The sequence below is a fragment of the Butyrivibrio sp. Su6 genome (assembly GCF_900108105.1).
In the GTDB taxonomy this organism is placed as follows: Bacteria; Bacillota; Clostridia; order Lachnospirales; family Lachnospiraceae; genus Butyrivibrio.
This window is the reverse complement of record NZ_FNUR01000001.1, coordinates 302,786-317,668: the sequence shown is the minus strand read 5'-3', so window position 1 is coordinate 317,668 and position 14,883 is coordinate 302,786. Positions and strand designations below refer to the sequence as shown.

Annotated in this window: 9 protein-coding genes; 1 reads left to right on the top strand and 8 read right to left on the bottom strand. The window is 37.9% G+C overall.

The window, feature by feature from the left end; translation table 11 throughout:
- Positions 1-4: 4 nt before the first annotated feature.
- The gene (locus C4S54_RS01280) at positions 5-2,272 is read right to left on the bottom strand and encodes a response regulator (RefSeq protein WP_103867912.1); all 2,268 of its coding nucleotides are present in this window, start codon (positions 2,270-2,272) and stop codon (positions 5-7) included.
- A 203-nt stretch (positions 2,273-2,475) separates the two neighbouring features.
- Here C4S54_RS01280 and C4S54_RS01275 point away from each other — a divergent pair, with 203 nt between their 5' ends.
- Positions 2,476-6,729, top strand: a complete 4,254-nt coding sequence (locus C4S54_RS01275; RefSeq protein WP_103867911.1) for a 2-hydroxyacyl-CoA dehydratase — start codon at positions 2,476-2,478, stop codon at positions 6,727-6,729.
- A gap of 59 nt (positions 6,730-6,788) precedes the next feature.
- Here the strand turns inward: C4S54_RS01275 and C4S54_RS01270 are convergent, their stop codons facing one another.
- The 7 genes from C4S54_RS01270 to C4S54_RS01240 all read right to left on the bottom strand — a co-directional run bounded on the left by C4S54_RS01270 (position 6,789) and on the right by C4S54_RS01240 (position 14,819).
- The gene (locus tag C4S54_RS01270; RefSeq protein WP_103867910.1) at positions 6,789-7,055 is read right to left on the bottom strand and encodes a hypothetical protein; all 267 of its coding nucleotides are present in this window, start codon (positions 7,053-7,055) and stop codon (positions 6,789-6,791) included.
- Between the two features lie 11 nt (positions 7,056-7,066).
- Positions 7,067-9,445 (bottom strand): response regulator transcription factor, encoded by a 2,379-nt coding sequence (locus tag C4S54_RS01265; protein WP_103867909.1) that lies wholly within the window; start codon positions 9,443-9,445, stop codon positions 7,067-7,069.
- A gap of 177 nt (positions 9,446-9,622) precedes the next feature.
- Positions 9,623-10,102: a hypothetical protein gene (locus C4S54_RS01260; RefSeq protein ID WP_103867908.1), complete on the bottom strand. Its 480-nt coding sequence runs from the start codon at positions 10,100-10,102 to the stop codon at positions 9,623-9,625.
- Positions 10,103-10,216: 114 nt separating this feature from the next.
- Positions 10,217-11,041 carry a polysaccharide deacetylase family protein gene (locus C4S54_RS01255; protein ID WP_103867907.1) on the bottom strand — a complete coding sequence of 275 codons (825 nt, stop codon included), beginning with the start codon at positions 11,039-11,041 and terminating at the stop codon, positions 10,217-10,219.
- Positions 11,042-11,055: 14 nt separating this feature from the next.
- On the bottom strand, positions 11,056-12,021 hold the full coding sequence (gene metA / locus C4S54_RS01250; RefSeq protein WP_103867906.1) for a homoserine O-acetyltransferase MetA: 966 nt from the start codon (positions 12,019-12,021) through the stop codon (positions 11,056-11,058).
- Positions 12,022-12,041: 20 nt separating this feature from the next.
- Positions 12,042-14,063, bottom strand: a complete 2,022-nt coding sequence (gene ligA, locus C4S54_RS01245) for an NAD-dependent DNA ligase LigA (protein ID WP_103867905.1) — start codon at positions 14,061-14,063, stop codon at positions 12,042-12,044.
- 42 nt (positions 14,064-14,105) lie between these two features.
- Positions 14,106-14,819: a pseudouridine synthase gene (locus tag C4S54_RS01240; RefSeq protein WP_103868100.1), complete on the bottom strand. Its 714-nt coding sequence runs from the start codon at positions 14,817-14,819 to the stop codon at positions 14,106-14,108.
- Positions 14,820-14,883: the final 64 nt, after the last annotated feature.

Genomic DNA, 14,883 nt, shown 5'->3' with positions numbered 1-14,883 from the left:
TCTGTCATAATAATATGCCTGATAATTTATCAAGAATAGCCTTTATATCGTAAGGCTTAGTAATATATCCATTCATACCGGACTTGATTATTTTTTCTTTTCCGCTTTCAGATTCATCGGCGGTGATCGCGATAACAGGAACTTCTGACCTTATATCGTTTTCCATATCTCTTATTTTCTTAATAAACAAGTACCCTTGAATATTTCTGTCATCTACATTGATCAAAACAGCATCAAAATATCCTGAAGGTGCTGCCTTGACTTTCTCATAGGCATCAAGTCCATCGTTGGCAATCTGAACTTCCATTCCTGCTTTTTTCATAATATCGCCTGTAATTGTCTGGTTCGGAAGTGTATCTTCAACAATAAGAACTCTTTTTCCAAAGAAATTGTAAAGGCTTAAGCTATCATCTATCTTTACCTGTCCACTTTCAAAGCTGCTGATATTAAGAATATTATTAAGAATTGTTGTAAGTTCTTTGCTGTAAGTGCCCATTTTAGCGAGATTATTCTTAATATTTGTAAGGTCATTCATATTCTCGGAAATCCTTATAAGAGAAACAATGTTATTGATTGGTTCTCTCATGAAGTTATTCATCTTATTAAGAAATACGAACTTCTCCTGATTGATAGCTTCAATCTCACGCTTTGCATCTTCTTTTTCACGTATGCGTTTCCTGTTTATACGTACAGTATAAAGCAAAAGCAATGATAAAATAGCAAGAACAACTATAAATACAATAAATGCACCAATAAAATACTCTCTCAAAACATCTTTGAAGGAGTACTTGTACATATTCTCGGAATAGATAGAACCAAGGTTATTGACATACTCTGTACCAGATCTGCTAAGTCCCCTGTCAATAAGCTTCAAAAGTCCCTCGTTACCAATCTTTACGCCAAAGCACATGTCGTCTGCATATCCAAGCTGTCTGAATGAAAGTTTTTCGTAATCAGCATTTTTGAGCATTGATGCAGTTCTAAGGCCATTTAATGTCGTATATGTAGCTTCACCCTTTAATACAGCCTTAAGGCACGCATCAATGGATGGATAATACTCTATTGTAGCATTTGGATAATGATTGGCAATGTAATAATATTGAAGTTTATTGCTTTCATTAACTGCAAATATCTGCTTTGAATTATCATAGTAATTCGTAGAATATATCAGATCTGTAAGCGAGGATATAACAGGCTTTGATATGAACATGCCATCTTCCTCAGAGAAGAAAAGGCCTCCGCCAACAGGAAATGCAAGTTCAATTTCTTCATCATCCATAGCTTTAACAAGTTCATCGTATGTATCAAATCCAACATACTCAATAGCAACTGTTTCATATCCAAGTTGCTTAAACAAATATGGAACAAGCTCTTTAATTAGCCCTGTTACTTTGCCATCTTTTGTAGTATCACTGTATGGAAGATAATTATTAAGATATCCGACAGCTACACTTTCATGTGAAGTAAGCCATTCTTTTTCAGAGCTTGTAAAGGCTCTGCTGGCCAACGACTCTGGATAATACTTATTTCTTAATACACTTATATAATCAGGATACTCTAAAAAGAGCTGACTCTGAGCTTCATTAAGTTCTTTTAAAAGATCCGGTCTGTCTTTACTTGTGCAGATAAAATAGTCTGTTTCTCCAAATGGATAAAGTGTTTCAGCGTGGCTTCTGTCATATATTCCATCGCTTTCACCTGCAAGTGTATCCACTTCTCTTTTGTCAAAGGCGTCCAAAAGAGTATCATAATCTGTATAAGATACAACGTTGGCATCTATGTTTTTTTCATTCAAAAATTCTTCCAAAGAATCTTTTATGGCAGAATCCAAAACACCTACGCTTTTACCGTTAAGGGTGCTTGGGTTTGTAGTAATCGTGTCATCTCCCTGATGTTTAACAAGGCTATATTGTTCTGATCCCTGCGGACGGTCAGGATATGAAATAAGGTGACTTCTTGCCTCTGTATAAGCAAGGCCCGCAACAATATCAACCTCACCATTAACAAGCATGTTATATATGGTTACAAAGTCGCCATAAACATACTCGTAATTCCATCCTGTGTATTCAGAAAGCTTTCGATAGTACTCATAAGCGTAGCCGCTTTTGACTGACTTATCTGAAGCACCTTCCTGGAATACCTCATTCTGATAATAACCAACCCTTACTGTTTTGGTTACGCTTTTTGCCGCTGTGCCCTTAATGCTATTAAAATTAAAAACCAAAATAACTGATAATAATAACAGAAAAAGTCGTTTTGTTTTTGATTTCATAAATAATAATACCCCTTCATATGCTCATACAGAGTAATCATATCACAAAAAGACTAATAAGCGAATGTTGTTTTTTTAAATTTTACACAATTTATCATAATTGATTTTTATATGTCGCTGCATTATAATCATATAGATTGTCTGTAGCTACATTAAATTAGAAGATATAGCTTAGCAATAGATTTAGAAGTTGAGGTTAAAATATGATTTCAAAGGACTACACATTAGGTATTGATATTGGTTCCACCACGGTTAAGGTGGCCCTTTTGGATAACAATCACAAGATTATTTTTTCTGATTACAAAAGACATTTTGCCAATATTCAAGAGACATTATCAGATCTTTTGCAGGAAGCTTACAAAATAAGCGGCGATATAACTATCCACCCTGTCATAACAGGATCCGGCGGACTTACACTTGCCAAGCACCTGGAAGTTCCATTTGTCCAGGAAGTTATAGCTGTTTCTACTTCACTTAAAGAGCTTGCTCCCAAGACTGATGTTGCGATTGAGCTGGGTGGTGAGGATGCCAAGATCATCTATTTTGAAGATGGAAATGTTGAACAGCGTATGAATGGTATTTGCGCCGGTGGTACAGGTTCATTTATAGATCAGATGGCTTCTCTTTTACAGACAGATGCTACAGGTCTTAATGAGTATGCCAAAAATTACCACTCTCTTTATACAATAGCTGCAAGATGTGGTGTTTTTGCAAAATCAGATATTCAGCCACTTATCAATGAGGGTGCAACAAAAGAAGATCTTTCAGCTTCTATTTTCCAGGCTGTTGTCAACCAGACTATTTCAGGACTTGCCTGTGGTAAGCCAATAAGGGGTCATGTAGCATTTTTAGGTGGACCTCTTCACTTCCTTGATCAGCTAAAAGCTGCCTTCATCCGCACACTTAATCTTGACGAGGAACATACGATTGAAACTGACAATTCCCATCTCTTTGCTGCTATAGGTTCTGCCTTAAATGCCAAAGAAGATGTTTCATATTCCATGAATGAAATGACTGATAAGCTCTCCCATAAAATAGTTATGGAAGCTGAAGTATCACGTCTTGATCCTCTTTTCAAAAATGAGAATGATTATTCAGAATTCAGAAATCGTCAGGATAAATATAAAGTTAAAACAAGAAAGCTTGATGATTATAAAGGAAAGGCTTTCCTTGGTATTGATGCCGGCTCTACTACTACAAAATGTGCACTTATAAGCGAAGATGGAGATCTTCTTTATTCATTCTATTCCAGTAACAACGGAAGCCCTTTAAAGACAGCCATCTCCTCTATTCAGGAAATATATAAACTTATGCCCGAGGGAGTCTCCATCGCAAGATCATGTTCTACAGGTTATGGTGAGGCGCTTCTTAAGTCTGCACTTTTACTTGATGATGGTGAAGTTGAGACAATTGCTCATTACAATGCTGCTGCATTCTTTGATCCTAAGGTTGACTGCATTTTGGACATTGGCGGACAGGATATGAAATGCATTCATATAAAAAATAACTCCGTTGATTCAGTTCAGCTTAATGAAGCATGTTCATCAGGCTGCGGTTCTTTTATTGAGACATTTGCCAAATCCTTAGGATATAGTGTTCAGGACTTTGCTAAGGTAGCTCTTTACGCCAAATCTCCTGTTGACCTTGGAACAAGATGTACTGTTTTCATGAATTCACGTGTTAAGCAGGCCCAGAAGGAAGGCGCTGATGTGGCAGATATTTCATCAGGTCTTGCTTATTCAGTAATCAAGAATGCGCTCTTTAAAGTTATTAAAGTTTCAGATGCCAAGGATCTTGGCGAACACATAGTTGTTCAGGGCGGAACTTTCTATAACGATGCTGTACTTAGAGCATTTGAGATCATATCAGGTGCTGAAGCTATTCGCCCTGATATTGCAGGAATCATGGGTGCTTTTGGTGCTGCACTTATCGCCAGAGACAGATATTTTGAGACAAACGACTATAAGACAACAATGCTTGGAATTGAGCAGATCAATAATCTTGAATACTCAACGAGCATGACAACCTGTCAGGGATGTACAAACCACTGTCGTCTTACTGTAAATAAATTTACAGGCGGAAGAACTCATATTTCCGGAAACAGATGTGAAAGAGGTATCGGTAAGGTTAAGAATGCCGATAATATCCCTAACCTTTTTGATTATAAATATAAGAGAATATTTGGATATGAGCCACTTGAAGCTGATAAGGCAAAAAGAGGTACTGTCGGTATACCAAGAGTTCTTAACTTTTATGAGAACTATCCATTCTGGTTTACATTCTTTACAAAGCTCAGCTATAAGGTTGTTCTTTCACCTAGGTCAACACACCAGATATATGAGCTTGGTATTGAATCTATTCCAAGTGAATCAGAGTGCTATCCTGCTAAATTGTCCCATGGACATATTGAATGGCTTATAAAACAAAAGGTTGATTTCATTTTTTATCCAGGCCTTTTCTATGAAAGGGAGGAAGTTGAAGGCGCAACCAACCATTACAACTGCCCTATTGTTACTTCATATTCAGAAAACATCAAAAACAATGTTGAAGCTATTACAAATGGCGAAGTTAAGTTAAGAAATCCATTTATGGCCTTCACAAGCCTTGATACTGCTACAGCATCTTTAGTAAAAGAATTTTCAGAGATTCCGGCCGAGGAAGTCATTGCTGCTGCAAAGGCTGGCTGGGATGAAATGCAAAACGCAAGAAAAGACATCCAGAAAAAAGGTGAAGAGACTCTTAAGTGGATGGAAGAAAATGGTAAACACGGTATTGTTCTTGCAGGAAGGCCTTATCATGTAGACCCTGAGATCAATCATGGTATTCCTGATATGATCTGTTCTTATGGAGTTGCAGTTCTTACAGAAGACAGCGTTTCACACCTTGGCAAGCCTGAAAGACCTCTTATTGTTTCTGATCAGTGGATGTATCATTCAAGATTATATGCTGCAGCAAGCTACGTAAGAACAAGGGATGACCTTGATCTCATACAGCTAAACTCCTTTGGATGTGGTCTTGATGCTGTTACTACAGACCAGGTAAATGATATTCTTTCCGGTTCAGATAAGATTTATACATGCCTGAAGATTGATGAAGTAAACAGTCTTGGAAGCGCAAGGATCAGAGTACGTTCTCTTTTGGCTGCAATCCGCGTTAGAAAGCAGAAAAATACTCAGAGAACAATTCGCTCAACAGCAAATAACAGGGTTCTTTTCACGGAAGAAATGAGAAAGAACTATACAATACTCTGCCCTCAGATGTCTCCTATTCATTTTGATATCTTAGAGCCCGCTTTCAGAGCTTGCGGATATAATTTTGTTGTAATGCAGAATGATAACAGACATGCGATTGATATGGGTCTTAAGTATGTTAATAATGATGCCTGCTACCCTTCACTTTGGGTTGTTGGCCAGATTATGGATGAGCTCCATTCAGGAAAATATGACCTCAATAGAACTGCTGTTATCATGTCACAGACAGGTGGCGGTTGCAGAGCAACAAATTATGTAGGATTTATAAGACGTGCTCTTAAAAAAGCAGGTATGGAACAGATTCCTGTTGTTTCACTTAACCTTTCAAAGCTTGAAGCAAATCCCGGCTTCCACATTAACTTTGAAATGCTTAAAAGAGCTGCTTATGGTGCTGTTTTCGGAGATATCTTCATGCGCTGTGTATATAGAATGAGGCCATACGAAAAGGTCAAAGGTTCTACAGAAGCCGTTCATGAGAAATGGAAAAAGGAATGCATTGACTTTGTTTCATCCAAGCATATGAGTTTCGCAAAGTTCCAGAAAATGTGCCGAGAGATTATTGAAGACTTCGATAAAATAGAGATAACAGATGAAGTAAAGCCAAGAGTTGGCGTTGTAGGTGAAATTCTTGTTAAATTTGCACCAGCAGCCAATAACCACCTTGTTGATCTTCTTGAAGCAGAAGGTGCTGAAGCTGTTGTTCCTGATCTTATCGATTTCATGCTCTACTGCTTCTACAATCAGATATATAAGGCAAAAGAGCTTGGAACCTCCAAGAAGACAGCCGCTCTTATGCGCGTTGCAATCTGGGCTATTGAAAAACTCAGAGGCGGAGCAACAAAGGCCTTTGAAAAGAGCGTACACTTTGAACCACCAACAAGTATCTATAAGCTTGTTGAATATGCAAAACCTATTGTAGATATCGGTAATCAGACCGGTGAGGGATGGTTCTTAACAGGTGAAATGGTTGAACTTATTAAAGGTGGCGCTTCAAATATTGTTTGTACACAGCCATTTGGATGTCTTCCTAACCACGTTGTAGGAAAAGGCGTTATCAAACAGATGAGACATATGTATCCCGGCTGCAATATAGTTGCTATTGATTATGATCCGGGTGCTTCTGAAGTAAACCAGCTTAACAGAATTAAGCTTATGCTCTCAACAGCTCAAAAAAAGGTTGATGACAAAATGAAAAAGGCTATATAAATAGCAGCAAAAAGGCACATCGCAATGATGTGCCTTTTTTATTAAGAACGCTTCTATTTTTACATTCCAAAAACAGATGATTTTGTAGCCTGGGCAATAAAATCGCCATAGTCTTCAACGAATTGGGCAAGCCTAAACCCTGAACTGATGATATCGCTATCCGTCAATTTGGCTACACGAGACAAAAGCTCATCGTCATCAACAATTCCAGCTTCCATCAGTTTTAATATCTCGATATCCTCTTTTTTAATTCTTTTTCTCTTATCTTTTAATCTAAGCCATATTCCGCCATCACGTATGATCTCGACGTCTATCTTCCACCTCATAAGAGTTCCTCCTAAATTGTTCCCCTGTGTACAAGCCCAAGCTGAGAAGCTTTTCTTTCTGCTTCTGCTCTGCCTTTAACACCGAGCTTTCTATATACATTTTTATTGTGCTTTTTAAGACCGTCATAAGATATTCCCAATGTCTTACATATGTCGTTCGTAGGCATACCTGCGCAAAGAAGCGACAATACCTGAAATTCTCGATTTGTAAGATCGATATTGTTCTTGGGAATGTACTTTAGATAATCCGGGAAACTTGAAGCCACTTTTATGCACTCATAATAAACACAATATGCGTACTCTTCATCAATATCCCCTAGCCCTCCATCATCTCTCATCTGTTTAAGGAGTGGTAGAACCGCAGCCCCCTCGATTGCTACCAGTCTTACAAAATGATATTCGCAGGCTTTTTTCAGCGCATCATGCAATATCTTTTTCCAGTAAGAATCTCCTAATCTGTAGAGAATGACAGCCTTAAGCACCTCATTTTCCATCCACAGTATATTTCTGTTATATGAAACATAATATCCTGTCAAAAAGTTCGATAGGTCAAATGCCTCTTCCAGCCTGTTTTCAGCAATAAGACATCTTAGTTTTACCATCTGTTTGTATCTGTCAAATGTGCTAAAAGAAACCCTTGCATCCGGAATGCTATTAATATAATCCTCATATGTTCCATCTTTACCGGAAAAGAGGGATAACCATGTTTCAAAGGCCTCTATATTCGTTGCCAGTTGATCTGCACCTTCAAGCCTTGCTTTTTCTACAAAAGAATTAAAAATACGCTTGGCTGATGGCAGCTGTCCTTCCATAAGGTGCTGCTTGACCTGTATTCCGACAGCAACAAAACACATTTCAATCTTACCGCCATGGGAGGCAGCATCAAACCCATCATTGCACCTTGTAAGCACTTCATAAGCAGACATTGTTCCCTTTTCAAAGCCACTCTCTGCAAGACAAAGTGTAACCAGTCCTTTTCCAAAATCGCCAATAATGGTTGCTACAGGCTTGCCCATGAATTTGGCTATCTGAACATCATTTTTGGACCATTCGCTAAAATCCAGTCCCCCATTCATGATGGATGGCATATTTCCGGTTGCACAGAACTCGGGTAATACCACATCACCATTTTGAAGCATAGTAAATACATTTTTCATAATGCCCAAAATGCCTTTTGTCCCTCTATGAGGAAGCCCAACGTCCAAATAGGCCAGTCTTGCTTTTGCTTCTTTTCTTAATTCTTTACTGTTAAATTTATCCTGATAGATATCGAGAAGCTTGTTGTACCACTCTTCAGATTTCTCAGGTAAAAGAATAAGACTGTAGAGCATGCTCATTCCTGCTATCAAAACAGGCGAATCCTTAAATTCTTCAACCGGAAGTTCAAAATAGTATTCTTTTGTCTCGATATAATGCCCAATACCGGGATGTGTATTTGCATTTCTTATAAGAAGCTCTTTTACATGTCTTGTAGATCCGGCTTTCTTATAGAATTTCAGAGCATTGGCTATATCTCCCTGCATTTCATAGTAGCAGGCCGCCTTGCTGAAGTTTTCATACTTTTTTTCTTTTGGCCAGGTCAGATTCTGTTTCCAGCGATAAAAACCTTTCATTTCAGGCCTAAGTGAATAATAACCATTTTTTCCAATTTCAAGCTGTTGTGTATTCTGCCTGTAAAATTCTATGGTTTTTGCTGCATTTTGATCCCCGGAAAGAAGCTGTGCCATTTCAAGCGTAAACTCATCATATTGGCATACGCTCAAAGCTATATTTAAAAAGTCTTCATCTTGCTGATCAGTCATCATGCTATCCCATAAAAGATACATATCAAGCCATACAGCAATCTTCATCTCGTCAGAATATCTATTGCCATTCTCCATTCTCATAGCATATGAATGAATTGCACGGACATATCCATATGAGGCCTTAGCAACCAGTTCCGCATCAGCAGGATCAATTTCTAATCCCATATCTTCGAAGAATTGAGCCACTTCTTTTTCGCCAAAAGCAAAATCTTTTTCCTGTATTCGTACAAAACCAAGATCCATGCTTTCAGCTGCCAAAAATTTTGGTATTCCTCCCCTTGTCAGCATAACAACCTGAATTCCTGAAAGTTTCAATATGCTTCGAACATAGGCAATAGACTCTTCATCATAAAGCCATTGCATATCCTCTATAATAATGATACTGCTTCTAAAAGCCCCGGGAGCCGGCGCTTCATTTAATCTTCCATTTTTACAATATAAGATAAGAGGTTTTTTTCTTCTGTAATAATATTCGATTGCAGCGCTTTTTCCCCAACCACTTGCTGCAGTCATAATAACAGGTGAATAGAATTCTTCCGCCTTTTTTAATTTTTCATATACCTTTGGAATTCTTATATATCCCATTAGATGACTCCTCCAGTTTACCCTCGCCAAGCTTTTTCATCTGCTGATTATTTTATCTTTTTTCTCCAATTTTAAAAAGTACCCTTAAGGGTACTTTTAATGATTTTTTGTTTTAGCACAATAAAAGAGCGGAAACCGCGCTGTGGTTCCGCTCTTATCTATTTTTACCATTATTAATCATTTGAATTTTGCATTCAATTTCTCAATAGCATCTTCATGACGCTGAATGGCAAAGGTTGCAGACTTTGCCTTGAGTTCTGCATTCATGCGCTTCTTATGAATCTCATTAGCCTTTACATAATAATCATAAACATCCTCGTCTTCAAGCTCAAGGAATTTATCTGCAAAGCATCCCGGAAGCACAAACTTCTTAACAACGTCTTTAAATTTTACTTCTATGTACTTACCATCTTGTGTGATGACTGTTCCTTCACCAAACTTTTTATGTGTCACAGCTAGATTAAGGGCAGATTTTTCACCAAGTTCTTTTTCATCCTGATCAAGCGCATCAAGCTCATGATCTAATTCTGTCTGAAGAGCTTTGAGCTCTTCTATCTGTTTAGCATTTTCTTCTAGCATCTCTTTAGTCTTCTTTGTAGGTTTCTTTTTAGAATCTGTCTTTACTTCAAGGTCATCGTTCTCAACATTAAGGGCCATATGATAATTCTCCTTGTCTAAACTATCTTAATAAAATAAACGACCTAACATATATATTTTAACTTATTTTAATAGAAAAAACAATGTTAGCAGGACCCTTAAAATATTATAAATTTATAACGTGGTTATAATTCCAGGTTTAAGTTCGATGTGTTTTTTGTCAACTTCAAGCCATACACTTATGGCATTTGGATTATATGCAAAATCTCCATTTACCGATACCTGCACTCTTTCAGCTGCATCCATATAATCGACAATTTCGATATTTGTTGCATACCAGATATCATCTTTGTTGCCAACTTTTTTTGCAAAATTTTCAATCACATGCCAGTTATTATCAATTTCAAATTCATAACTGTGTCCCCATACATACATCATATACAGATACTGTGTCTTATGAAGATTTATAAATTCTTCTGTCAGTCTCTCCAATGCCTCATTTTTGTGGCTGCATGTAGGATTCCATCTAAGATAATCAGAAGGCATTGAGAAGCCCAAGGTAGAATGAACTGTTCTTGCATGTCTGATACCGCATGCTTTTAAGGCATCAACAACATTGTCATCATATGAACCATTAGGATATGCAAGTCCTCTTACAGTATAGCCCAGTGTTTCCTCAAGCTTTCTTCTATCCTCAATTACCTGAAGCACCATCTGCTCCTTTGGACTTCTTGCAATTGTAGGATGTAAAACAGTGTGACAGGCAACTTCATGTCCCTTATAAAGCTCTTTATATTCTGAAACAGGAATACGCTCATCATAAGCATTAGTAAATGGTTTGTTAACAAGCCCTGAATTGACATTGAAAGTTCCCTTAAGTCCATACTCATTGAACAGAGAAACCAGTCTTCTGTCGGCAATCTTGCCATCATCATAACTAAGAGTTAATACTTTATGTTTTCCTCCCGGAAAGCAGGTATAGATATTCCTAAGTTCCATTTTTTCTCCCTCACTTACATTTTTTTAGTCAGCATCTTGGATGCGAGCTTTCTTTTTTCTTCGTCTAATATCTGTCCCCATTGATATGGTGTGTTCTGGTATACATAATAATTGAGCCAGTTAGTGTAAAGAATATTCGCGTGACTTCTCCATAAGAGATCAGGTACATTTTCAGGATTATCATCCGGATAGTAATTAATAGGCATTTTGATATCAAGACCCTTCCCCAGATCTCTTTTGTACTCACTATCAAGAGTTAATCTGTCGTACTCTGCATGTCCCATGGCAAATATCTGACTTCCAGACTTATTCATGCAAAGGAAAATACCTGCAACGTCAGATTCTGCAAGAACAACCAGGTCCTCGCAATCATGAATAGCCTTGGCAGGAGTTTCTGTGTGTCTTGAGTGAGGCATAGAAAATACATCATCGAAACCTCTGACCAAAGGTACTTTCCTGTTCATGACTCTGTGCTTGTATATGCCAAATCTTTTTTCGGGCAAAGGTTTTTTATCTATTCCATAATGATAATAAATTCCTGCCTGCGCGCCCCAGCAGATGTGGAAAGTTGATGTTACATTTGTCTTTGACCACTCAAACACCCTGCAGAGCTCATCCCAATAATCAACCTGTTCAAACTCAAGCTGCTCAACAGGCGCACCTGTGATAATAAGACCATCATAGGTATTTTCCTTTAGCTCATCGAAAGGATGATAAAACCTGTTAAGATGGTTAGGAGACGTATTTGATGAATGATGGGAACTCATCTGCATAAAAGATACATCGATCTGCAAAGGCGTATTAGACATAGATCTAAGCAGCTGTAATTCTGTATCCTCCTTTAGCGGCATGAGATTGAGAATACAGATCTGCAAAGATCTTATATCCTGATGCAGGGCTCTGTTCTCATCAACAGCAAATATGTTTTCCTGTTCAAGGATCTCCCTTGCAGGAAGATCATTTTTAATCTTAATTGGCATATTTCATCACTCCGTAAATATTATTTGATCATTTCTAAAAACTGAGCTTCATCAATTACTTTAATACCAAGTTCATTGGCTTTTGTAAGCTTACTTCCGGCAGCTTCGCCTGCAAGAACAAGAGAAGTCTTCTTGGATACGCTTCCTGAAGCTTTTCCGCCGTTTTTAACAATAAGCTCTTCCGCTTCTTTTCTTCCAAGAGTTGGCAATGTTCCTGTAACTACAATGGTCATTCCGGAAAGCTTATCGGATGCATCCTCATCCTTTTGTACTATCATATTAAGACCCATCTTTTCCATCTCATCTATGATAGAAAGATTGTTATCATCATGGAAGAAGTCATATAAATCCTCTGCTGTGGTCTCACCGATATCAGGAATCTGTAAAAAGCCGTCCTTTGTAACTTTCTTAAGATCAAGTAGATTGTCAAAATGTTTCATGATCTCTCTTGCTGTTGACTTACCTACATTTCTGATAGCCAATCCTGTAAGAAGCCTTACCGGATCATTTTCTTTTGACTTTTCTATTTCTGCAAGAAGCTTGTCAGTATTCTTCTCTTTGCCAATAATTCCTTTTTCAATCAAAACATCTCTATGCTCAAATAAATGATAAATATCAGCATAGCTCTTCAAAAATCCTTCTGATACAAGTGCTTCTACTAGTGTATCACCAAGTCCCATGATATTCATGGCATCTCTTGAAGTAAAGTATGAAATTGTTCTTGTAACCTGAGCAGGACACGTAGGATTGACGCATCTGATATCAGCCGTATCTTCTTCTCTAAATAAATGGCCGCCACAAACCGGGCATTTATCTGGTGCTTTATATACAATTTCCGGTACCTTCACACATCCGTTAAGCTTTGGAATGATCTCTCCACTTTTAAAAAGCTTATACTCGCCACCAATTCCAATCTGCATTTCATTTATGTAGTCCTGATTATGGAGGGTTGCTCTTGAAACACTGGTGCCGCAAAGTCTTGCAGGCTTACCTGTTTCCTTATCGTGGAAGCTTCCGGTAAAAGTAAGTTTGCCGGTTCTTCCCACATCTACAAGGATTTCATCCATAACAACAACTCTTTCTTCAGGTGGATACTTATATGCTATATGTCCGCTGGAGTATTTTGAGCCTGATGGGAAATCATTTCTCCACTGAACCTGATCTATCTTTATAACAGCTCCGTCCAGATCAAAATCCAGATTTTCTCTCATATCGCCAATTGTGTCGATAGCATTTAAAACATCAGAAGCGCTATTGCATTCTTTATGAAAAACAGTCTTAACGCCGGCTTTTTCAAGTATATCAAGGCCTTTACAATGAGACTGCATAAGCTCCATTGGTCCGTCCTGAATATTAAAAATGAACATTTTAAGGCCTCTGGACCTTGTTATTTCAGGATCAAGCTGTCTTAAAGTTCCTGCCGCAAGGTTTCTCGGATTTGCAGAAAGCTTTTTGCCCAGCATTTCCTGAGTCTCGTTAAACTTATCAAAGCTTTCATGGGACATATATACTTCACCGCGAAGCTCAAGATATTCATAGGGAAGGTCAAGAACCTGCTTAACATCAGGAATTACAAGAGCATTTAATGTAACATCCTCGCCAATCAGACCATCTCCCCTTGTCTCTGCAAGAGAAAGATGAAGTTTGCCATCAGATTCATCTTTTGTGTATCTAAGGGACATGCTAAGACCGTCAATTTTCTGTTCAACAGAAAATGAAGCATTCGGATGCATCAGATGTACCTTTTCTATCCAGGCAGAAACGTCTTCCTTATTGAACACGTCCTCGATAGAAAGCATTGGCACATTATGAGTTACTTTAACACCTGCTTCTCTTTTTGCTGTTCCGCCGACAATCTGGCTTGGAGAAGCTTTAGTAACGAATTCAGGATTTTCTTTTTCAATTGCCTTAAGTCTCTGCATGAGCTTATCATACTCATAGTCAGAAATTTCAGGTTCATCCTGATTATAATATAAATCCATATGATGCTTGATTTCCTTTACTAAAGCATCATACTCTTTCCTGATCAATTCTTTTTCCATACAAACTCCCAAAAAACTATAATACTAACAGTATATTATTATTTATCTGGCAATTCCAGCATCTTTATAGAGTTTTTTTACCACTTGCTCTGAAAGAACCACATATTTCCCTGGTTTTAGATCATAGTCCTTTAATTTCACATTCATAACCCGTATTCTTTGAAGCTTAACTACATTTGCCCCTAATGCTGCGCACATTCTGCGAATCTGTCTGTTAAGCCCCTGAGTGAGGATAATGTTAAAAGATCTTTTGCCTGTCTTTTTTACTTCACAGGCCCTGGTTCTTCTATCAAGCTCTTTTAAATACATCCCTGAAGACATGGCTTTAAGAAAATCTCCCGTCACATCTGTGTCAACTGTGACTTCATATTCTTTTTCATGTTTCATGGAGCCTTTCATCATGGCATTTATCAGCTCACCATCATTTGACATAAGAAGAAGTCCCTCAGAGTCTTTATCAAGTCTTCCTGCATAAGTAACTCTTTTGTCAAAACCAAGATCTTCTATAACTGTTTTTTCTGCATACTTATCTTTTTCTGTGCATGTCACACCAACCGGCTTATAGTATGCGATCACTATTTTCTCATCCGAAGGCTCTATCTTTTTGCCATCAACGAAAACGCTGTCAGTATCAGTGACATCAACACCAAATACTGCTTTCTCACCATTTATGGTGACTCTTCCCTCATCTATTAACTTATCTGCCTCTCTTCTGGAACATACGCCGCAGCTGGCAATGTATTTATTTAATCTCATAAAAATACCTAACTGAAATAATAATGTAAAAGTCGAGCATATATTCATCATATACGCTCGACTC

Excerpts from the sequence above, each read along its gene's own strand:
- metA (WP_103867906.1), bottom strand. The coding sequence starts at position 12,021 with ATGCCAATTAAGATTAAAAATGATCTTCCTGCAAGGGAGATCCTTGAA.
- ligA (WP_103867905.1), bottom strand. The coding sequence starts at position 14,063 with ATGGAAAAAGAATTGATCAGGAAAGAGTATGATGCTTTAGTAAAGGAA.
- C4S54_RS01275 (WP_103867911.1), top strand. The coding sequence starts at position 2,476 with ATGATTTCAAAGGACTACACATTAGGTATTGATATTGGTTCCACCACG.
- C4S54_RS01280 (WP_103867912.1), bottom strand. The coding sequence starts at position 2,272 with ATGAAATCAAAAACAAAACGACTTTTTCTGTTATTATTATCAGTTATT.
- C4S54_RS01270 (WP_103867910.1), bottom strand. The coding sequence starts at position 7,055 with ATGAGGTGGAAGATAGACGTCGAGATCATACGTGATGGCGGAATATGG.
- C4S54_RS01240 (WP_103868100.1), bottom strand. The coding sequence starts at position 14,819 with ATGAGATTAAATAAATACATTGCCAGCTGCGGCGTATGTTCCAGAAGA.
- C4S54_RS01255 (WP_103867907.1), bottom strand. The coding sequence starts at position 11,041 with ATGGAACTTAGGAATATCTATACCTGCTTTCCGGGAGGAAAACATAAA.
- C4S54_RS01260 (WP_103867908.1), bottom strand. The coding sequence starts at position 10,102 with ATGGCCCTTAATGTTGAGAACGATGACCTTGAAGTAAAGACAGATTCT.
- C4S54_RS01265 (WP_103867909.1), bottom strand. The coding sequence starts at position 9,445 with ATGGGATATATAAGAATTCCAAAGGTATATGAAAAATTAAAAAAGGCG.